This window comes from Gordonia sp. CPCC 206044, from assembly GCF_048537895.1.
GTDB lineage: Bacteria > Actinomycetota > Actinomycetes > Mycobacteriales > Mycobacteriaceae > Gordonia.
Window position 1 is genome coordinate 57,197 of sequence record NZ_JBCLVL010000012.1, and the last position, 20,988, is coordinate 78,184.

20 protein-coding genes are annotated in these 20,988 nt (G+C 67.1%); 12 read left to right on the plus strand and 8 right to left on the minus strand.

The window, feature by feature from the left end:
* Positions 1-34 precede the first annotated feature (34 nt).
* Positions 35-892 (minus strand): glycoside hydrolase family 16 protein, encoded by an 858-nt coding sequence (locus AAFP35_RS18685; protein ID WP_419223138.1) that lies wholly within the window; start codon positions 890-892, stop codon positions 35-37.
* 138 nt (positions 893-1,030) lie between these two features.
* Between AAFP35_RS18685 and AAFP35_RS18690 the strand changes: the two genes are divergently transcribed.
* Positions 1,031-1,837 carry a glycosyltransferase gene (locus AAFP35_RS18690; protein ID WP_419223139.1) on the plus strand — a complete coding sequence of 269 codons (807 nt, stop codon included), beginning with the start codon at positions 1,031-1,033 and terminating at the stop codon, positions 1,835-1,837.
* Positions 1,838-1,846: 9 nt separating this feature from the next.
* Here the strand turns inward: AAFP35_RS18690 and AAFP35_RS18695 are convergent, their stop codons facing one another.
* Both AAFP35_RS18695 and AAFP35_RS18700 read right to left on the minus strand, forming a co-directional pair.
* Positions 1,847-2,404, minus strand: coding sequence for a nitroreductase family protein (locus AAFP35_RS18695; protein ID WP_419223140.1), 558 nt, complete (start codon positions 2,402-2,404; stop codon positions 1,847-1,849).
* Positions 2,405-2,414: 10 nt separating this feature from the next.
* Positions 2,415-3,962, minus strand: a complete 1,548-nt coding sequence (locus tag AAFP35_RS18700) for an MFS transporter (protein ID WP_419223141.1) — start codon at positions 3,960-3,962, stop codon at positions 2,415-2,417.
* Positions 3,963-4,104: 142 nt separating this feature from the next.
* Between AAFP35_RS18700 and AAFP35_RS18705 the strand changes: the two genes are divergently transcribed.
* Positions 4,105-4,800 (plus strand): TetR/AcrR family transcriptional regulator, encoded by a 696-nt coding sequence (locus AAFP35_RS18705; RefSeq protein ID WP_419223142.1) that lies wholly within the window; start codon positions 4,105-4,107, stop codon positions 4,798-4,800.
* Here AAFP35_RS18705 and AAFP35_RS18710 read toward each other — a convergent pair.
* A complete protein-coding gene (locus tag AAFP35_RS18710) occupies positions 4,758-6,239 on the minus strand; it encodes an MFS transporter (protein WP_419223143.1) in 1,482 nt (493 codons plus the stop codon). The two genes, AAFP35_RS18705 and AAFP35_RS18710, sit on opposite strands and share 43 nt — an antisense overlap.
* Positions 6,240-6,449: 210 nt before the next feature.
* Between AAFP35_RS18710 and AAFP35_RS18715 the strand changes: the two genes are divergently transcribed.
* Positions 6,450-7,013, plus strand: coding sequence for a TetR/AcrR family transcriptional regulator (locus tag AAFP35_RS18715; protein WP_419223144.1), 564 nt, complete (start codon positions 6,450-6,452; stop codon positions 7,011-7,013).
* Between the two features lie 135 nt (positions 7,014-7,148).
* Here the strand turns inward: AAFP35_RS18715 and AAFP35_RS18720 are convergent, their stop codons facing one another.
* Positions 7,149-8,414 (minus strand): hypothetical protein, encoded by a 1,266-nt coding sequence (locus AAFP35_RS18720; RefSeq protein ID WP_419223145.1) that lies wholly within the window; start codon positions 8,412-8,414, stop codon positions 7,149-7,151.
* A 272-nt stretch (positions 8,415-8,686) separates the two neighbouring features.
* Between AAFP35_RS18720 and AAFP35_RS18725 the strand changes: the two genes are divergently transcribed.
* From AAFP35_RS18725 to AAFP35_RS18745, 5 genes are all read left to right on the plus strand, one after another.
* Positions 8,687-9,952 carry an aspartate kinase gene (locus AAFP35_RS18725; RefSeq protein WP_419223146.1) on the plus strand — a complete coding sequence of 422 codons (1,266 nt, stop codon included), beginning with the start codon at positions 8,687-8,689 and terminating at the stop codon, positions 9,950-9,952.
* Between the two features lies 1 nt (position 9,953).
* A complete protein-coding gene (locus tag AAFP35_RS18730) occupies positions 9,954-10,976 on the plus strand; it encodes an aspartate-semialdehyde dehydrogenase (protein WP_419223147.1) in 1,023 nt (340 codons plus the stop codon).
* A gap of 136 nt (positions 10,977-11,112) precedes the next feature.
* Entirely contained in the window at positions 11,113-12,411 is a 1,299-nt protein-coding gene (locus tag AAFP35_RS18735; RefSeq protein ID WP_419223148.1) for a lipase family protein, read from the plus strand.
* Positions 12,412-12,479: 68 nt separating this feature from the next.
* Positions 12,480-13,916: a two-component regulator propeller domain-containing protein gene (locus tag AAFP35_RS18740; RefSeq protein ID WP_419223149.1), complete on the plus strand. Its 1,437-nt coding sequence runs from the start codon at positions 12,480-12,482 to the stop codon at positions 13,914-13,916.
* A 23-nt stretch (positions 13,917-13,939) separates the two neighbouring features.
* The gene (locus AAFP35_RS18745) at positions 13,940-14,590 is read left to right on the plus strand and encodes a hypothetical protein (protein WP_419223150.1); all 651 of its coding nucleotides are present in this window, start codon (positions 13,940-13,942) and stop codon (positions 14,588-14,590) included.
* A gap of 128 nt (positions 14,591-14,718) precedes the next feature.
* Here AAFP35_RS18745 and AAFP35_RS18750 read toward each other — a convergent pair whose 3' ends face one another.
* Positions 14,719-16,011, minus strand: coding sequence for an amidohydrolase family protein (locus AAFP35_RS18750; protein ID WP_419223151.1), 1,293 nt, complete (start codon positions 16,009-16,011; stop codon positions 14,719-14,721).
* Positions 16,012-17,019 (minus strand): 2OG-Fe(II) oxygenase family protein, encoded by a 1,008-nt coding sequence (locus AAFP35_RS18755; protein WP_419223152.1) that lies wholly within the window; start codon positions 17,017-17,019, stop codon positions 16,012-16,014. It abuts the gene before it with no gap.
* A 324-nt stretch (positions 17,020-17,343) separates the two neighbouring features.
* Here AAFP35_RS18755 and AAFP35_RS18760 point away from each other — a divergent pair, with 324 nt between their 5' ends.
* A complete protein-coding gene (locus tag AAFP35_RS18760; protein WP_419223153.1) occupies positions 17,344-17,775 on the plus strand; it encodes an organic hydroperoxide resistance protein in 432 nt (143 codons plus the stop codon).
* A gap of 57 nt (positions 17,776-17,832) precedes the next feature.
* Positions 17,833-18,297, plus strand: coding sequence for a hypothetical protein (locus AAFP35_RS18765; RefSeq protein ID WP_419223154.1), 465 nt, complete (start codon positions 17,833-17,835; stop codon positions 18,295-18,297).
* Positions 18,298-18,322: 25 nt separating this feature from the next.
* Here AAFP35_RS18765 and AAFP35_RS18770 read toward each other — a convergent pair whose 3' ends face one another.
* Positions 18,323-19,273, minus strand: a complete 951-nt coding sequence (locus AAFP35_RS18770; RefSeq protein ID WP_419223155.1) for a helix-turn-helix domain-containing protein — start codon at positions 19,271-19,273, stop codon at positions 18,323-18,325.
* 82 nt (positions 19,274-19,355) lie between these two features.
* Here AAFP35_RS18770 and AAFP35_RS18775 point away from each other — a divergent pair, with 82 nt between their 5' ends.
* Together AAFP35_RS18775 and AAFP35_RS18780 are read left to right on the plus strand one after the other, a co-directional pair.
* A complete protein-coding gene (locus tag AAFP35_RS18775; RefSeq protein ID WP_419223156.1) occupies positions 19,356-19,541 on the plus strand; it encodes a hypothetical protein in 186 nt (61 codons plus the stop codon).
* 81 nt (positions 19,542-19,622) lie between these two features.
* Positions 19,623-20,966, plus strand: a complete 1,344-nt coding sequence (locus AAFP35_RS18780; protein WP_419223157.1) for a DUF2252 domain-containing protein — start codon at positions 19,623-19,625, stop codon at positions 20,964-20,966.
* The last annotated feature ends 22 nt before the right edge of the window (positions 20,967-20,988 follow it).

The following is a 20,988-nucleotide window of genomic DNA, read 5'->3' on the forward strand; positions in this document are numbered from 1 at the left end:
TGGGGCGATGCCGCACGCAGGGCCCAGCCCGTGCTCAGGGTGAGTAGCGGACCCATGCGACCGTCATCGTCGCCGGGCTCGGCGTCGTGGAATCGGCTGCCCCGGGCCAGATCCCGCCGACCGCGAGGTTGAGGATCGCGTACATGGGTTTGTCGAAGACCCATTGTTCGCCGGTGGCCAGCCCCGATCGTTTGAATGTATAGACCGCCGATCCGTCGAACGAGAACGTGATCTGGGTGGACGTCTTGGTCACCGCATAGGTGTGGAACGCCGTCGGATCGATGCCCGTGATGTTGTAGCCGTGCTGGTATCGGCCGTTGAGTCCGTCCGGTAGTGGGAGGACGCCGGCCAGGGAGCCGAAGGCCGCCGATCCGGAATCGATCGAACCCGAGCCGGTGGTCAGTCCGGTGGGTCCGTGCAGGCCGACATGCACCCAGTCGTTGGCGTTGATCGCCTCGGCGATGTCGAGTTCGCCGGAGCGGGGGAAGCCCACCAGGTCGTGGTCGGTGCCGAGCGTCCAGAATCCCGTGTGCAGTCCCTGGCCGTGCGGGATCGCGATCCGGGCGGCGACCGTGCCGTAGGTGAACGAAAAGGTGCCCTTGGTGGTCAGCCGTGCCGAGGTCCACGAGTTGCCCGACCCACGTGCCTGGATCAGTAGATTCCCGTTGCCGTCGAGTCGGGAGTTCTCGCGCGAGTTCGTGTACGTCTGCTTCTCGTTGTTCCCCCATCCGCCACCACCGGTGTCGTACCGCCACAGCGCGGAATCGGGTGCCGCGCCTGCGGCGCCATCGAACTCGTCGGTCAACGATTCCGCCGCACGAGCGGTGGTCGGCACAGTGATGGTCGTCACGGTCAACGCGGCTGCGGCGACGGCGATCAGCAGAGGGCGCAAGCCGGATCGTCGCAGTCGGGGAGCGCTTTTCGGATCGTGGGAGCGGGGTGGCATGAGGTCGCGACTCGAGGCGGTGCGCACCACCACAAATCTGCCACATCGGTGGGCACTTCGCAGAAGTCGTGCTGCAATGGGACTATGGCCCCCGACGGAACCAGACCGTTGGTCGCCGTCGTCATCCCGGCGTTCAACGAGGAGAAGTACATCAGCGAGACACTGGCCGCGGTGTGCGGGCAGTGTTTCGACGACGTGGTCCACCGCGACGTTCTCAACGGTTATCGGATCATCGTCTGCGACAACAACAGCACGGACCGGACGGCAGAGATCGTGCGGGAGTTCGCGTCCGCCGAGCCCTCGGTGCCGATCGAGCTGGTCACCGAGAAACAGGCCGGTACCGGCTGCGCCGCCGACACGGCCTGCCGTCACGCGATCGACACCGGCGCCGTCTATCTTGCCCGAACCGATGCCGACACCCTCCCCACGGCCAACTGGCTTGCGGCACTGTTGGTGCCACTGCTCGGCGGGAAGCGGCTCGTGGGTGGTCGGGTCCTGGCCCGGCCGGAGGCCGGGTCGTCGGCGACGCTGTTCAACCTGGCGGGCCGACTGTGGCGTCTGGGGCATGCGGCGCAGTGGTGGCGCACCAGGTCCGAGTCAGACGAGCGACGGCGCAGTTTCGCGGTTGTCGGCAACAACCTCGCGATCGATGCCGAAATGTACGAGTGCAGTGGCGGTTTCCCCCGTACGAGTATCGGCGAGGCCGACGAGGACGCGATACTCCAGCAGCGTGTGCGAGCGCTCACCGGCGCGCGGGGCATCGCACTGTCGAAGCGTGCGGTGGTGCACACCTCGTTGCGACGGTTGACGGCCTACGGGGTGGCGGACTACGTCAACTGGTATCGCTCGGACGACCGTTCCGCCGTCACCCACGATGCCGATGTGCGCTGACGCCCCACATCAGAACGGCTGTCCCCAACTCCCGGCAAATGCCACCTGATCCAGCGGCAGTCTGGTGCGGGGGCGTTGGTCGCGCTCCCGGATGTCGTCGGCGACGGTGGTGGGGTCGGCGAGGCGCCCGATGCCGAGCAGGACCAGGGCACGCCGATCGGCCGGGATGGCGAACGCGGCGCGCGCCTTCTCCGGATCGAATCCGGCCATCGGGTGGCCGTTGAATCCCAGCGATCCGGCTTGCAGGATCATCTGTGCGACAGCGAGTCCGGTGTCCACGTCGGCGTAGGTGCGGGCTTTCTCGTCGTCGGGCTCGTCGGCGGTGCAGACCAAGATCAGGGCCGCCGAGGCGGGCGCCCAGCCCGCGTTGCCGCGGGTGAGTGTCTCGGAGATCTTGCCGAACGTCTCGTCGCCACGCATGCCGACGATGAAGCGGATCGGCTGCACCCGTCCCCATGTCGGCGCCCAACGCCCGGCCTCCAGGATGGTCGTCAGGTCGGTGGTGGAAATGGTGGCGGCGGGATCGTAGCCCCGTGCGCTCCAGCGGTTTTCGATCAGCTCATGCACACGGCCCAGGCTAGGGCATCGTCGGCGACACTTCCTGCGGACTGTTCGGACGCGAGGTCCGGCGCGTACGCATGACGAGCGTCAGCACCACGGCGAGTACTCCGAGCAGGATCACGCTGGCCAACGACGCCGCGTGCATGCCGTCGACGTAGGCGGCGCGCGCGGCCGACGCCAGCGCGGTGCCGTCGTCACCCATGCCGAGTGCGCGGTGCAGCGTCTCGCCCAGGGTGTCACCGAACGACCACCCGCCGGAGTTCTCGCGGAACACCAGGGTCGCCAACGACCCGAGCAGCGCCAGTCCCAGTGCGGTGCCGAGTTCGAAGCTCGTCTCCGAGATTCCCGAGGCGGCACCGGATCGTTCGACCGGGACCGACCCGACCACGACGTCGGACACCACGCTGAACTGCACGCCGTAGCCGATACCGGCGATCGAGGTGAACACCAGATAGATCCACAGCGGGCTGGACATGTCCAGCATGAGCAGCCCGAGGTTGCCTGCCGCGGCGAGCAACACCGAACCGACGAATGCGGTCCGTAGCCCCACCGCCGCGACGACCCGGGACGCACCGATGGAGAAGACCGCCACGGCGACCGCCATCGGTAGGCCGGCCAGTGCTGCCGACAACACGTCGAAACCGCGCACCGACTGCAGGTACACGCCGGTCAGGTACGACATACCGCCCAGCGCCATCATGCCCACCAGCGCGACCGAGACCGCCGAGGAGAACAGCGGGTTGCGGAACAGCGCGAGGTCGAGCAGCGGTGCCGCCGCCCGGCGCTGCTGGGCGAGGAACAGCGCCAGCATCAGCACGCCGAACGCGCCGATGACGAACACCGTGGGGCTCGCGCCCTCGGCCGCGAGGGTCTTGACGGCGTACACCAGCGGGAGGATGCCCAGCATCGAGAGCACCACACCGGTCACGTCGAACGGAGCCGAACTGCCCGCTCGGTATTCGGGGACCAGCCGGGGACCGGCGAGGAACAGAATGGCGAGGACCGGCACGTTGATGAGAAACACGGCGCCCCACCAGAAATGGTGCAGGAGGACCCCGCCGATGACCGGGCCGATCGCGCTGCCGCCGGCGAACGCTGCGGTCCACACGCCGATGGCCTTCGCGCGGTCGCGGGCGTTGGGAAACATGTTGGCGATCAGCGACAGACTCGACGGCATCAGCGTCGCGCCGCCGACCCCCATCAACGCGCGTGCCGCGACCAGCACGGCGGCGTTGGGTGCGAACGCCGCGATCACCGACGCCACGCCGAACAGTGCCGCACCCGCGAGCAGGATGCGCCGACGGCCCACCCGGTCACCGACGTTGCCCATCGTGATGAGCAGGCCGGCGATCAGGAAGCCGTAGATGTCCAGAATCCACAACTGCTGGGTGGCCGACGGGTCGAGGGCGTCCGTGATCGCCGGGATGGCCAGGTAGAGCACCGAGAAGTCCATCGAGACGAGCAGCACCGGCAGCGTCAGCACCGCCAGGCCCCACCACATACGTCGCTCAGTGCCCGGCGTCTGGCCGTGGCGCTGATCCGACGATGGGGTGACGGTGGACATGACTGCTCCTGGTTCGGTCGAAATGCATCAGGCGCACGTCGACCGGTCTCGTCGCGTACGCCGTACGCTGGAAGGCTACGAGATTGGGTACGCTGTACGCAAGCGAAATATTCCCCGCAGTGTGCGGGCCGGAGGGGAGCAGATGGCGCGGGTGGAGAAGGGCGCGGACACCGGTGGGGCGAAACTCACCCTCTCGGCGATCGTCGATGCCGCCATCGATGTCGCCGACCGCGACGGGATCGGTGCACTGTCGATGCGACGCATCGCCGACGAACTCGGCGTCGGTGCGATGTCGCTCTATCGCCACGTCGACGACAAGGACACGCTGCTGCAGCAGATGTCCGAAGAGATCGGTCGTCGTTTCCCGTATCCGGTCGATGATCCCGGAATCGGCTCGTGGCGAGAACGTGTCCGCGCGGCCGTCGACATCGACTGGGAGCTGTATCAGCGCCACCCGTGGGTGGTGCTGGCGTACTCCTCGCCGCGGCACAGCTTCGGCGACGAGTCGCTGCGCTGCCTGGACTGGTTCGCTGCGGGGTTCCTCGAACTCGGTGTCGACATCGTCGAGGCGACCGGGATGGCGTTGACGGTGTGGAGCCACGTGCACGGTGTCGCCCTCGTGGCGGTCAGTGATGACCTGCTGCGCGCGGAGAAACCCTCGGATCGTCCGGATGGACTCGAGGACCTGATCGACGGACGCAGCACGGTCGGGGCGCCGCACCTGGAGTCGCTCTCCGACTACGGTGCGGCGCCCCGCCTGCGTGATCCCCGCGCTCGGGTCGAGGACGGAATCGATTATCTCTGTGCGGGATTCGAGGCCAGAGCCGTGCGTTCCTGAACTCGTTCACCCTGGGTGAGTGCCATCAGGACACCGCCTGCGCTCAATAACACCGCGGCGGCCAGCACGGTCACCGTCATACCGTGTGCGAAGGTTGTGTCCGACGGCGTCATGCCCCGGGTCGATGCGCCGAAGATCGCGACCATGATGGCCAGTCCGACCGTGCCGCCGAGTTGCTGGGCGGTGTTGACCAACCCGGATGCCGCCCCCGCGTCGTCGGGATGGACCCCACGCAACGCCGCCGTGGTCAGCGACAGGAAGGCCATACCGCCACCGGCGCCGATCAGGATCAACGGGCCGAGCAGTCGGAGGTACGGGGTGCTCGCATCGAGTGTGCCCAACCAGTACAGGCCGGCCGCCGCGATCGAGAACGCCACGATGAGCAGGGCCCGCGTGCTGAATCGGGCCACCAGTACGCGCGCGCTCAGTTGCGAGGCCGCGAATGTCGCCGCGGTCATCGGCAGGTAGGCGAGTCCGGTCTCGAGCGGGCCGTAGTGCAGCACCTCCTGCATGTACTGGGTGAGGAAGAACATGATGCCCATGAATCCGGCCACCATCACCAACCGTCCGAGATGGGCTGCGCTGCGCGACGTGCTCGCGAACAGGCGCAGTGGCGTGATGGGTTGTGGCACACGGTTCTCGGTGTAGACGAAGGCCGCCAGCAGGGCGACGCCGACAGCGAGCGCGACGATCGTCACCGACGCCGACCAGCCGTGTTCGGCGGCGTTGACGAGTCCATAGACGATGGCGCCGACGCCCGCCGTCGAATACACGGCGCCCTGGAGATCGAAGGATCCGCTCGTGGCGGTCAGGCGCGGTAGTGACATCAGCCCGGCCACGATCACCACCAGGCCGATGGGGACGTTGACGAAGAACACCCAGCGCCAGTCGAGCCATTGGACGAGTCCGCCGCCGACCACGAGTCCGATGGAGAAACCTCCGATGGACACGGCCGTGAACAGCGCCAGGGCGCGAGTGCGTGCCTGGCCCTCCGGGAACCGCGTCATCAGCAGGGCCAGCGCGGCGGGCGCGGCGACGGCGGCTCCGATGCCCTGGAATGCCCTGGCCACCAACAGCATCGAGGTGTCGGTGGCGAACCCGCCGAAGATCGAGGCGGACACGAACAGCGTCAATCCGCCGAGGAAGGTGCTGCGACGTCCCAGGATGTCGCCGAGGCGGGCGCCGAGTAACAGCAAACCGCCGAACGTGAGGGTGTACGCGTTGAGCACCCAGGACAGATCGGATGTGGAGAAGCCAAGGGACTGTTGGATGTTCGGTAATGCGACGTTGACGATGGTGGCGTCGACCACCACCATCAGCTGGCAGCCGAGAACGGCGACCAAAACGAGGATGTCGGTGTTGATCCGGGCGCGCAGCCGGGCCGTCCGGGGGATCTGACCCGGTGTCGCGGGCTGCGCGATCGATGACGAAAGAGACATGTACGGACTCTCTTCGGTAGGGATCATCTCCGGTCGTACGCGGGCGGGGCCGCCGGGGCGTGCGACGCGTTGTGATGGACGATGCGTGAGCGTGGCGTACACTCGACGCTGAAACGGAAGCTTCCTCCGATTAATATACGGAGGATTCCTCCGGATAGCAAGGGTGTGTTCGACGATGCCGTCACGCGCCGTGGACCTGAGGAGGATGACGTGGCCGCCGGAGCTCGTCGTGCCGATGCCGCACGCAATTACGAGAAGCTCGTGGCCGCAGCCCAGGAGCTGTTCCACACCGACGGTGTCGACGTCGCCCTCGACAAGGTGGCCGCCGAGGCCGGAGTCGGGGTCGGCACTCTCTACCGGCACTTCCCGAACCGCACGGCGTTGCTGGAGGCGACCTTCCGCAGCTATTCCGCCCAGATCGTCGCCGACGGCAGACGACTGTTGGAGACAGAGTCGGCGACCGCGGCGCTCGAGGCGATGTTCGCCGCATACATGTCGACGGCGAGCACCAAGAAGGGGATGAAGGAGGCCATCCTGGCCGCCGTCGGTGACCACACCCAGGTGTTCGAGGAGACGCGCACCGATTCGCGGCAACTGATGACCGCGATCCTGGCGGCCGGTCGCGCCGACGGTTCGTTCCGCGATGACGTCGAGCCCGACGACGTGTCGCGGTTGATGGGCGGTCTGTCCATGACCTGCGCCGTCGACGACACCGCCGAGACGCGCAGACGGCTCATCCGGGTGGTGCTCGACGGACTGCGGCCCCAGGGCTGAACCATCGCCGGGCCCGCGTGGACGTACTGGCATGCCACGCGCTCGGTCCCGTTCGATTCGATGTCCGCAGGAGATCGACCCGACCGGGTCGGGTCGTCGCCGAGAACGGCGGTCACATTGCGTGTGGATACACGGTCACATTGCGTGTGGATACACGGTGAGCATGTGGGCGCCGAACCAGGCACTACCGAAGACCACGGGGACCATCGCGGCGATCGCAACGCCGGGCCGCCACCGTGCCAGCACCAGCGCCACCGGCACCAACAGTACGAATGCGGGCAGCAACAGTCGGGCCCGGCTCATCATCAACCCGCTCGACAACACGATGGACGCCACCACCAGGGCGCCGTAGAGCAACACCGGCCACGGCAACCGCGACCACGCGGCCACCACGAGCATCGCCAGCGTCGAGAGGATGATCCACGCCGATGCGACCGGGGCCACCTCACCCGAGTGCACGAGTGTCTCGTTGATGAAGGAGAAGGTGGAACGACCCCAGTCGAACTCCGTTCCCCAGCCATCGGTCTGGATGCGGAACCATCCCGTCGGTGATCCGGTGTGCGCCCACACAACGGCGAGATAACCGAGATAACCCAGCGGGCTGAGCACCACGGCGGCCCACGCTCGCCATCCGTCGCGCCGCGCCAGGATCGCGGCCAGCACGACGACGCCGATCAACACGATCGCCGTCGGTCGGCTCGCTCCCGCCAGACATGCGCAGATGCCGGCGAGCAGCCATTGTCGGCGCAACACCCCGACCAGTGCCCACACCGACAACGCGCAGAACAGCGCCTCGGTGTAGGCCATGTTGAGGACCACCGACATCGGTGTCGCGGCGAACAATGCCACCAGGAACAAGCCCGTGCGACGGGGGTTGGCCGGGCCGATGGGCGATCGGCGGGCCATCATCGTCGCGCAGATCGCCCCGAGCCGCGCGGCTCCGACCGCGCCGATGCAGCCGAGGATCAGGTTCACTGCGAGCGAGGCGCCGAACGGACTGATCAACGGCAGTTTCGCGACCGCGCCGACGAGCATCGGATAGCCGGGAAAGAACGCGTAGGCGGTGTCGGCCGTGTGCAGGCCGCGTGCATCGGTCTGGGTATACGGCACGTCGGCGTAGCCGTACTGGGCGATCGCCACCATCCACTTGCCGTCCCAGAGGGACAGGGCGTTGCCGAGCGTCGTCCCTCGCAGGTCGGTGAACCGGGCCAAGACGAGAATCCCGATGGCGCGGATGGTCAGGAAGACGAGGATCGGCTCGAGCCAGGGGCGGGTCGAGAACTGCCGGATGCTCGAGGTCGGGCGGGGGCGTCGACCGGTCACGTGTGTCGGCCGGCGGGCGGGGACGCGTCGAGGGCGGTCTTCACGCGGGGTCGCGCCGACGTCGGTTCCGGTGGCCACCTCAGCGATGGTAGGTCGCGTCGCGTAGTGGCGACCACCACATCGCCGGGCCATGTCGGGGCGCACCACATTCCGTCGAGGAGCCGCGCCGAAAGCTCCCGTCGGACCGGGGTCGAAATCGTGACCCAGCTCACGGGCGTCGCAACGGTCGATTCGGGTCGACTGGGCCGCGCCGGTAAGGTGATCCCCGCAAGGATCCCCTGTTCGTCGCGTCGATGAACGATGCGCGAGCAGGGTCGATGCATTCGACAACCCCGGAAGGTGGTTCCGACGTGGCACTCGTTGTGCAGAAATACGGCGGATCCTCGGTCGGCACGGCCGAGCGTATTCGCCGAGTCGCCGAGCGCATCGTCGAGACGAAGAAGCAGGGAAACGACGTGGTCGTGGTGGTGTCCGCGATGGGCGACACCACCGACGAATTGCTGGACCTCGCTCAGCAGGTGAACCCGACGCCGCCGGCGCGTGAGATGGACATGCTGCTCACCTCGGGTGAGCGGATCTCCAACGCGCTGGTCGCGATGGCTATCAGCTCGCTCGGTGCGCATGCCCAGTCGTTCACCGGCTCGCAGGCCGGCGTGATCACGACGAGCAGCCACGGCAAGGCGAAGATCATCGACGTCACGCCCGGCCGCGTCCGCAGCGCGCTCGACGAGGGAAAGATCGTTCTGGTCGCCGGATTCCAAGGCGTCTCCCAGGACACCAAGGACATCACCACGCTCGGTCGCGGTGGTTCCGACACCACGGCCGTCGCGTTGGCGGCGGCGCTGAAGGCCGACGTCTGCGAGATCTACACCGACGTCGACGGCGTGTACACGGCCGACCCGCGCATCGTCTCCGACGCCCGAAGACTCGAGACGGTCTCCTTCGAGGAGATGTTGGAGATGGCGGCATGTGGCGCCAAGGTGCTGATGCTGCGTTGCGTGGAGTACGCCCGTCGGTACAACGTTCCCGTTCACGTGCGCTCGTCGTACTCGACAAAACCCGGCACCATGGTCGCCGGATCGATGGAGGACATCCCCGTGGAAGAAGCCATTCTCACCGGCGTCGCACACGATCGCAGCGAGGCCAAGATCACCGTCGTCGGACTTCCCGACCAGCCGGGCTACGCCGCCAAGGTGTTCCGTGCGGTCGCCGAGGCCGAGATCAACATCGACATGGTGTTGCAGAACATCTCCAAGGTCGAGACCGGCAAGACCGACATCACCTTCACCCTGCCGCGTGAACTCGGCCCGGTGGGTATGGAGAAGCTCGCCAAGCTGCAGGCCGAGATCGGCTTCACCGATCTGCTGTACGACGACCACATCGGCAAGGTGTCCCTCGTCGGCGCGGGGATGAAGTCGCATCCCGGCGTGACCGCCACCTTCTGTGAGGCCCTGAGCCGGGCGGGCATCAACATCGAGCTGATCTCCACCTCGGAGATCCGGATCTCGGTGCTGTGCCGGGACACCGAACTCGACGACGCCGTCCGCGTGCTGCACGAGGCATTCGATCTCGGTGGCGAAGAAGAAGCCGTCGTCTACGCCGGAACGGGGCGATGACATGGTGAACATCGGAGTCGTCGGCGCGACCGGTCAGGTCGGCGCCGTGATGCGAACCCTGTTGGCGCAGCGCAAGTTCCCCGCGGACAATGTCCGATTCTTCGCATCGTCACGGTCGGCGGGCAAGACGCTGCCGTGGGGCGACGGCGAGATCGTCGTCGAGGATGCTGCCACCGCGGATCCGTCCGGCCTCGACATCGCGCTGTTCTCCGCGGGCGGGACGATGTCGAAGGAACAGGCCCCACGCTTCGCTGCCGCGGGCGTGACGGTCATCGACAACTCGTCGGCGTGGCGTAAGGACCCCGAGGTCCCGCTGGTGGTCTCCGAGGTCAACGGTGAACTCGCGAAGAACCCGCCGAAGGGCATCATCGCGAACCCGAACTGCACCACGATGGCCGCGATGCCGGTGCTCAAGCCGCTGCACGACGAGGCGGGACTGCAGCGTCTCATCATCTCCAGCTATCAGGCCGTCTCCGGTAGCGGGCTGGCCGGGGTGGAGGAACTCGCATCGCAGGCGCGTGCCGTGGTCGGCGATGCCGAGAAGCTCGTGCACGACGGAAGTGCCGTCGATTTCCCGGCGCCCGACAAATACGTGGCGCCGATCGCGTTCAACGTCGTCGCCTTGGCCGGGTCGCTCGTCGACGACGGTTCCGGCGAGACGGACGAAGATCAGAAGCTGCGCAACGAATCCCGCAAGATCCTCGACATCCCCGAGCTACTGGTCAGCGGGACCTGCGTGCGGGTGCCGGTCTTCACCGGGCACTCGCTGTCGATCAACGCCGAGTTCGCCAACCCGTTGTCGGTACAGCGGGCACAGGAGATCCTCGCCGCTGCGACCGGTGTCGACCTCGTCGACGTGCCGACCCCGCTGGCGGCCGCAGGCAAGGACAACTCGCTCGTCGGTCGCATCCGTCAGGATCCGGGCGTTCCCGACGGTCGGGGTCTGGCCCTGTTCGTCTCCGGCGACAACCTGCGAAAGGGCGCTGCGCTCAACACGATTCAGATCGCCGAACTCCTGGTCTGAGTCACCCGCGCGACCCGTTCGAACCATCGGATTGCCCTTTCGCTCGCTGCGCGAGCGGGAGGGCAATTCTTTGTATCCGCAGTCATGATGACCCGGGTCACCACCGCAAAGTTACTGTGGGGTAGCTTACGTGTTCATGACACAAGATTCGGGGATCATCTCAACGAAGGCGGGTCGGCGGTCGCGACTGGTCCGTCGTCTGGCGGCCGTCGTGACCAGCGGCCTCGTCGTCGGCTCGGCACTCACCGTGGCGACCGCGACGGCCTCGGCGGCAACGGACTTCTACACGCCGCCGAGCACCTTTTCGGCGACGCCGGGCTCGGTCATCAAGAGCGAGGCCAGCCCGCTGCTGCTGCAGATCCCCGGTGCCCCGAATCAGTGGCCGGGAAGCGCCACCAAGGTCATGTACACCTCGCGCTATCAGGACGGGAAACCTGCGGCGACCACCGGCACCGTCGTGGAGCCGACCGCACCGTGGCAGGGCAAGGGCGCGCGGCCGACCGTCGTGGTCGGTCCGGGCACGATCGGTCAGGCAGACCAGTGCGCGCCGTCGAAGATGATGGCGTTCCCCATGTCGGTGGATCTGTCCAAGCCCAGTGTCGGTGTGAACTACACGGCGCCGGAGATGTACTACCTGCTCACCCACGGGGTGCGGGTGTTCGTCGCCGACTACATCGGGATGGGCACGCCGGGCATCCACACATACGTGAACCGGCGTGAGACCGGCTACGCGATGCTCGACGGCGCCCGGGCGGCGCTCCACGCATCGGGTGCCCCGGCGGATTCGCCCGTCGGCTTCGCCGGCTACTCGCAGGGCGGCGGGGCCGCCGCGTCGGCCGCCGAACTCGCCGAGACCTACGCACCCGACCTGAACGTCAAGGGCACTTACGCAGGTGCCCCGCCCGCCGACCTGTCCAAGGTCATCGATGCCATCGACGGGACCACGATCTCCGGTGCCATCGGATTCGCCATCAACGGACTGACCGCGCGCTACCCCGAGGTCGCCAAGGTGGTGCAGCACGAAACCAACCCCGCGGGTAAAGCCGCGCTGCGGCGGATCAGCCAGGACTGCATCGGCGACATCATCCTGCAGTACGCCTTCCAGCGCACCAACAGCTGGACCCGCACCGGTGAGCCGCTGAGCGCCGTCATCAACCGTCATCCGGAGGTCGGGAAGGTCGTCGACGAACAACGAATCGGACGACTCGCACCGAATGCGCCGGTGTTCCTCGAGGGCGGGCTCAACGACGACGTGATCCCGTACGGCCAGGTCGAACAGCTCGCTCGTGACTGGCGCGCCCAGGGTGCCGACGTCCGATTCGTCACCAACCCGACCCCGCCGATCATGACCAAGACGATCGTCAACCACGTCGTCCCGATGCTGGCGACCCTGCTCCCGGGGATGGAATTCCTGCTCGGCGAGTTCAACAGCTGATCTCGTTCGACACGGCGTAACCGACCCTCGCGGTGTGTGCTCGGCCACGAACCTGTAATCCTGTTGGGATGGTGCGTTTCTGGGCGGTGATGGCCGCAACGGTTCTGGGGCTCGGGATGCTCGGTGGCGGTGTGGTTGCTGCGGCGCCGGCGGAGACACCGGGCCTCGGGCCCACGGGTACCTCGTTGATGCACGGCGACCTTGGCTCGACCGACTCGACGCCCTTTCCGGGCCCGGGTCGGTCGGCGCGGTTGGTGGCATCGTCGGTGCCGGGCGGTGCCTGTGCCGCGACATTCGTCGGCCGTGACGGCATGCCGATCTCCCTGTGCACGCAGTTCGTCGGTACCTCGCCACCGACCGTCGCCGTCGCGACGGTGACGCTCTTCGATCCGGTCACCGCGGCACCGCTGGCCCGTCGGCAACTCACCAAGGGTGGGCTGCTCGGCGGTGTCTACGGTTACCTCGACGGTCGTGACCGCGTCGTCGTCGCGGACGGTTCCGGTGCGATCCTGCGTGTGGGCCATCGCAAGACACGGGCCGGGTGGCAGGTGTACGTCGACGACCGCATCGACATCTCCCGGCACATCCCGGCCGGTGACTCCGTCACCGGGCTGGCCCCCGACCATGACGGACGCATCTGGTTCGCCACCACCCACGGCGTGGTCGGGACCGTGTCCCCCAACGGCATGTCCACCAACGGTTCTGGAACCGACCGGGTCCGGGTTCGCTCCATGCACCTGCCGCGGGGAGAGAACCTCGGCAACGGACTGTCGGTCCGCGCATCGGGAGCCTCGATCCTGACCACCCATGCGCTCTATGAGATGCGCGTGCGGGCCGACGGCACACCTCTGGTGGTGTGGCGACGCGCCTACGAGCGGGGCCGGGCACGTATGCCCGGTCAGCTGACCTGGGGATCAGGTACCACGCCAACCTATTTCGGCCCGGGCGGCGACGGCTGGGTGGCGATCGTGGACAACGCGGTTCGCCCACAACTCATCGTCTACGACAGCGACACCGGCGACACCGTGTGTCGGATGCCGGCGTTCGATCGGTCCGGGCAGGGGACCGAGAACTCACCGATGGCCTGGGGCGATTCGTTGGTCATCCCCAGCACCTACGGCTATCAGTACCCGCCGATGGCGGTCGACGGCCCGAGCGTGCCGGCAACCGCGCCGTTCGTCGGGGGATCGACACGCATCGACGTCTCGGCGCAAGGGTGTCGACGGGTGTGGGAGAACCGCGACCGCATCGCCACACTGCCGCGGCTGTCCCGAGCCGACGGACTGATCCACGCGCTGGGGTACGGCCCGTATGTGCCGGGTTCGATTCAACAGGCCGGACCGATCTACTACGTGGCGACCGATTTCGCGACCGGCAAGCGCGTGCGGACACTCGAGGTCGGTCACGGGCCGGTGGACGAGCCGCTTGAGCTGACCGGCACCATCGCCCGTGACGGCACGATGTGGCAGGCGACGGTGGGCCGCATGCTCAAGATCGGTCGGTGACGGTAGGTGCGACAATCGGGGACATGACCGATCCCGACGACCCTGATCGCATCCCCACCCAGGCCGAACTCGACGCGGAGGACCTGGCGGAGATCGAGCGCAGTTCTCGGGAGCGCGACGAGTCCGTGCTCTACCCGTCCCGCCTCGAGGACCCGGGTGCGCCGCCGAGGTCACTGACCCTGCACGCACGGGTCGCATGGTGGGGCGCGGCGATCGCAGGCCTGGTCAGTGTGATCTATGGGTTCGTCAACCTGGGCAGCATCACCGACCTGCTTCGTGCGCGTCTGATGGAAGGGGTCGTGAACGACCCGAACAACGCCAGCCCGGAGGACCGCGTCGACTCGCTCGCCGGTTTCTTCCCACCGTTCATGTTGATCATGATCGTGGTCTTCCTCGCCGTGGAGTACGCACTGCTGGTGGCGGCGGCCAACCACCACAGCCGCAATTGCCGGAACTTCTTCCTGGCGGCGGTGGTGGTGAACCTACTGTGCATACCCATCGGCATCGACCTGCTCTTCGCCTATCCGGAGGTGTCGTCGTCGATGACGGTGATCGCCTGGATCCAGTTCGCCCTGCTGATCCTCGCGGGCCTGTTCTCCCTGCGTCGAAACGTCAATCAGTGGCTGCCGCCATCGACCCGCATGCGGCCCACTCGGATGCTTCGAGGAAAGTGAGCGAGTAGTCGGCGCCGCGCCACCGAATATCGGCGCGCATCCGCGGAACCTGCGAGCAAAGATGTGTGCTGCTACATCTGCGGGTGCGTGGAGCATCCGCGTCGCCGACGACTCGCGTCCGCACACCCTCAGAGCGACAACAACTCCTTGACGATCGACGCCTCGTCGACGCGCGTACTGCGACCGTCGGCGACGACGACCTCGCCGTCGACCATCACCGTGTCGACGATGGACCGCGATCCCGTGGTCAGCAGTGAGGCGCCGGCATCGCGCACCGGCAGCGTCGCATGATCGCGGTCGAACCGGATCAGCGTGAGGTCGGCCGGGCCGCCGACACTCACCCCGCCGACGACCTCGGGAAGACCGAGCGCGGTGTTGGCGCCACCGCAGGCGATGTCGAGCATCTCGCCGAAGCCCAGCAGATCGGCGCGTTTGTGCACCGCGCGCTGCACATACGCGGCGATGCGGAAGGTCTCGAGCATGTCCTGGGTGTCGTTGGAGGCAGCACCGTCGACGCCGAGACCGACCATCAAGCCGCGGTCCAACATCGCCGGTACCGGAGCCACGCCGCTGCCCAGCCGCATGTTCGACAACGGGTTGTGCGACACGGCGACGCCGCGCTCGGCGAGGATGCGCTGCCCGACGTCGTCGAGTTCCACACAGTGCACCGCGAGTACCCGATCCCACAGGAAGCCATTGCTGTCCAGGTACTCGACGGCCCCGATCCCGACGTGTTCCAGGCACATCCGGTCGTCGGTCGGCGTCTCCAACAGATGGATGGAGACCGGCATGTCCCGCGACCGGGCGAACTCGCGCAACGTCGCCATCCCGGACTCGGTCACCGATCGTGGATTCGGCACCGCCAGTGCCACACTGATCCGAGACCGATCGACTTGACCGCGCAGGTGGTCGATGTGGTCGAGGACCTCCCCGAGTGGCTGCATCAGGCGCGGCTCGAATCCCCACCGACGGGTGGCATCGGGCCGGTCGGCGACGCCCCGACCGAGCACAGCCCGAATCCCGGTGTCGCGCAACGCCTGGATCACCGCACCGTGGACCTCGTCGGAGGGGTGCGGCCACATGTGCTCGACGACGGTGGTGGTGCCCGAACGCAGCGCCTCCAGGCATGCGGATACCGCGGCCAGGTAGGCGCGCTCCGGCGTGATCGCGACCGACTCCTCGCCGACGGCCAGGAGCCACTCGAGAAGTGGTGTGCACTCGGCGATCCCGCGCATCAGGGACTGCTGCAGATGTGTGTGGGTGTTGACGAAGCCAGGAATGAGATGACCGGTGCCGGTACCGGGGTGAGCTGTGTCGTCGACGGCGGTCACCACGCCCTCGGCGACGTGTACGTCTTGATGGGGCAGCCACCTGCCGCCGGTGTAGACCGTGACATCGGAGAACGCGATCATGGGCGACATCTACTTTCGATAGTTGGCCGCGACGCGCGCGGCGATGTAGTCGGCTGCCGTGATCGGTGGGTAGGTGCCCGCGGCGCTCTCGATCAGGACATCGGTATTGGCCTGCGCGAAGTAGGCGATGGTGTATCGCGCCCCGCGGTATTCGTCGCGGCGCGGCGCGCGCACCCGGTGGAAGTTCGACGGCAGGCGATCATCCGACCAGCGCATCAACATGTCGCCGATGTTGCAGGTGATGGCATCGTCGGACGGCTCAACCGAGGTCCATGCCTGTCCTTGCACCTCCGCGCCCGGCAGCACCTGCAACCCCCCTTGTCCGGACCGCTGGAACAGCAGGGTCAACACGTCGAAATCGGTGTGTGCACCTGCGCGCCAGATGTTTTCCGCATCGAGGAGTTCGTCGGGGAACGGATAGTAGTGCAGCAGTCGCAGGGTGCTCTGGTAGCTGTCGGCCGACGGATCATGGGCCCGGGTGAAGAAATCGCGGTCGAGGCCGAGGCGGTCGGCGAAACAGCTCAGGAGCCGCATCGCGATCTGCCAACAGCGGTACTCGAAATCCTCGAGGGTGCGACGAAACCCGGCGAGTTCCTCGTCCGTGGGCCACAGGCCGTCCATGCGTGGACGGGTGAACTGGTAGGACTCCTTCTGGTCTGGCGTGCCGACCGAGGGCCGCACCTGGGACATGAACTCCCAGCCTGCGTTCTGGCCCTTCTGGAGTGGATACTGCTGCTTGATCTCGTCGGGCAGTGCGAAGAACGCCGCCGACATCGCGAAGGCGTGTTCCACCTCGGCGACGTCGATGCCGTGGTCGACAACCTGGAAGAATCCGATATCCGTTGCGGCCGACCAGAGTTCGTCGGCGATCTGGTCGCGCCGCTCGTCGAAGTCGGCGAGGCTGATGCGCCGGACCTCCCGATCGGTGGTCTCGGTGCCCACCCCACCCATCGATCGTTCCCGATCGAGTTCGGTCATCTCGGGGTGTGCGTGGGAGCCGGTGGCGATGTCGGTCATGTGAGTTCTCTCGTCCGGATGAGCTCGCATGCGCTTTTCGACGCGTTGCCTGAGAGAGGGACACCGCGGACGCGAACAGCAGGACTCTGGCCCGCTGCTACATACGAACTCGTGGCGATCAGGCTACGGCAGCCGACCGGGCGCTGCCACTCGACGACACGTGCGAGGCGCGATGGCACGGGTCGTGTCCGTCACCGGTCTCGGGATACCGGAGGAACCTCGGCCGAGATCTTGGTAAGAAGGTGGATGAGGGCATGCGGGTCCGCGGACCGATCGCGCCCACGACGATCTGACCTGACATCGAGATGGTGGAGGACGTAAACGATGGCAATCGAACCGGTGTACACAGTCTCGTCCAAGTCGGCCGGCGGCGGCCGCGACGGAGAAGTCGTCTCGGAGTCGGGACGTATCGACCTCGACCTGCGTCCGCCGAAGGAGATGGGCGGCAGCGGTGACGGCAGCAACCCCGAGGAACTCTTCTCCGCCGGGTACGCCGCATGTTTCCTCGGTGCTCTGCGCGCGACGTCGAAGGCAGCCGGATCACCGGTCCCCGACGAGGCGACGGTGACGGTCACCATCGGTATCGGCAAGGACCCGGCCGACGGTGGCTTTGGGTTGACGGCCCAGATCGAGGCCTACATCCCGGGCGTCGACGAGTCGAAGGCGCAGGAACTGGCCGACGGCGCCCACGCCTTCTGCCCGTACTCCAAGGCGACCCGCGGCAACATCGCCCAGACCGTCACCGTGAAGGTCTGACCGCACTCATGTGCTCGGTGTGACCGGGCGCACTGTGTCCGCGCGCCCGCATGTAGCGTGTGGGCCGTGGACAGTTGGGGAGTAGTTGTCGGGTTGGGCCTGATCGCGGCCGCCCTCGGGGTGATCGCGTTCGTCCGGTACCGCGAACGAGAAACCGTGACCCTGCGACGAGACGTCGGTCTCGCGCGGGAACTGCGGGAGCTGGCAGGCGCCGACGAGGTGCGTGCGGCGGCCGTCGACGAGTTCGAACTGGCCATCTATCAGCGGCTCTTCTATGCGTCGGTGGTTGCCCCGCGCATCCGCAGCGCCGCGTGGGCGCTGCTCGGGACGGCGCTCGCGGTGACCGCGGTGCTTGCCGCCAACGCCGGTGACGGCCTCGCGTTCACGGTGGTGACCGTGGCGGCCGCAGTGCTGGCGGTGGTGTTCGCGGTGGCGACCGTCCTGTTCGCCGCGCTCGCCGTCTATCACACGGCCACGACGCCGCGGGTGTCGTTCGCGGAGTCCTACGCAGCGGAGTCCTGACCGCGGGAGACCGTGAGCCGAGCCGTCAGTGGCTCGCGAATCGTCTGCGATAGACCGTCGGTGTCACCCCGACGACGGCGTTGAAGTGATGACGCAGCAGAGTCGCGGAGGCGAATCCCGCCTGGCCGGCCACATCGTCGACGGGTAGCGATGTCGACTCCAGCAGGCGCCGCGCATGCAGCACCCGCTGCTCGGTGAGCCACTTGTGTGGCGACACCCCGACCTCGTCGACGAAACGCCGGGCGAAGGTTCGCGGCGACATGCGCATCCGTTCGGCCAGCGCATCGACCGAGATGTCCTGGTCCAGATTCTCCAACATCCACGCGAGCGTCGCGCCGAACCCGTCCGAGTCGCACTGCGGGACGGGGGCTTCGACGAACTGTCGCTGACCACCATCGCGATGCGGAGGTACCACCATCCGCCGCGCGATCCGGTTGGCCACCTCGGGGCCGAACTCCTCACGCACCAGATGTAGCGACGCGTCGATACCCGCTGCGGTCCCCGCGCTGGTGGTGATCGGTCCGTCGTCCACGAACAGGACGTCGGTGTCGACGACCGCCTGCGGGTAGGCCTCGGCGAGCGCGGTGCCGAAGCGCCAATGGGTGGTGCAGCGACGCCCGTCGAGCAGTCCGGCCGCACCGGCGGCGAATGCGCCCGAACACACGGTCAGGACTCGGCCGCCGTTGTCGACCACCCCGCGAAGCGTCGCGAGGATCTCCGGCGGGAAATCCGGTCCGGTGCTGCCGCCCGGAATGCATACGAGGTCGGCGCGCAGGCAGTCGTCGAGCGAATGCGGTGGCACCACGTAGGCGCCGTTGCCGATGCTGAGCGGGGTGCCAGGCTCCGTCGAGCCGATCAGGAACTCGAACGAGGGCACCCCGTCGTCGGTGCGGTCGAGGCCGAACACCTCGTTGACCACACCGAACTCGAACAGGGCGACCTTTCCGTAGAGCAGTGCCGCCACGGTTTTCAACACGTCCCCAGTATGGCAGGAAATTTGTGAAAGATGGCTTTCGAGCCACTGGTGGCAGGATATTGGCGAGAGAACAATTCGTGTCATGAACACAGTGCTCCTGATCACCATCCTGCTCATGGTGGTCGTCCCGGCCGCCGTGGCCGTGTACCGCTCCGAGCGCCGGACCGACCACATCTCGCGCGTCCCGCTCGTCGGCGGCGAGATCGACCGGAGGCGTATCGACGACGAACTGGCCGTCCTCCGTCTGCGGCGACGCGACTGTGCGTGAGGGTGTGCCACTGCCTCGATTCGTCACCCGGTGACCGCAACCGGTGGGAGAATTCGGTGAACGACGGCGACAGGAGGTGTGATGGCCGCCGCGATCACCGAATTGTCCGCATGTCCGGATCGGTCGGGCCGTACCGACCCGGTGTCGATCCTCGAGGGCCAGGCGCGTTCGCGGGTCGCCGAACTGATCGGCGTACGCAACGCGCGGATGGCGGCCACGACATTCACGTTCTATCGCGGTGCCGCCGCCGTGATGACCGCGGACCTCGCGAGCACCCCGGGCTCCGGGGTCTACACGCAACTCTGCGGCGATGCGCATCTGAGCAATTTCGGGGTGTTCAACACACCGGAGCGTCGGATGATCTTCGACCTCAACGACTTCGACGAGACCAGCCCCGGGCCGTTCGAATGGGACGTCAAACGACTCGCGGCCAGCTTCGTGGTCGCCGGACGTCAGAACGGCTTCGACGCCGCGACCACACGCGATCACGCAGCCGAGGTGGCGCGCTGGTATCGGCGCTGGATTCGCTCGAGTGTCTCGCAGACCACCATGGACACCTGGTACGCACGCATCGACGTCGACGAGATGCTCTCGGACCTCGGCGATTCGCTGGATTCGTCCACCACCAAGCGGACCGCCAAGGGGTTGCGAAAGGCTCGCCACCGCAACAGCATCCAGGCAGTGGGCAAGCTCTGTGTGATCGACGACGCCGGACGGCCCCACATCCGCAGTGATCCGCCGCTGCTCGTGCCGGTCCGTGAACTGTTCCCCGATGACGCCGCCGACATCATCGAGCAGCGGATCGCGTCTCGCCTCGATGAGTACCGAAAGGCGTTGCCCGACTACATCCGCGCTCTGGTCGACCAGTTCCGCGTGGTCGACGTCGCCCGGAAGGTCGTCGGGGTGGGCAGTGTCGGCATGCGTGCCTGGATCGTCCTGATGTGTGGGCGAGATGCGAACGACCCACTGTTCCTGCAGCTGAAGGAAGCGCAGCCGTCGGTGCTCGTCGAGCACATCCACACCGCGGGATACCCGAATCAGGGGCAGCGTGTGGTCGAGGGGCAGCGGTTGTTGCAGGCGGCGAGTGACCTGTTCCTCGGCTGGACTTGGGGTTTCGACGAGAACGGTGAGCGGCGCGATTTCTACGTCCGACAGTTGCGCGACGGCAAGGGGTCGGTCGTCGTCGAAGCGCTCACACCGGAGCAGATGTCGCTGTACGCGCGATTGTGTGCTCGGACCTTGGCGCAGGCCCACGCGCGCACGGCAAGTCGTCACCAGATCGCCGAGTATCTCTCCGGACCCGGCAAGTTCGCCACCGCCATCGCGGACTTCGCCGAGGCGTACGCCGACCTGAACGAAGCCGACCATCACCGGTTCACCGACGCGATCGCGACCGGCCGACTGGAGTCGCACGAGTTGATCTGATCGCCGCCTGCACCGAGTGCCG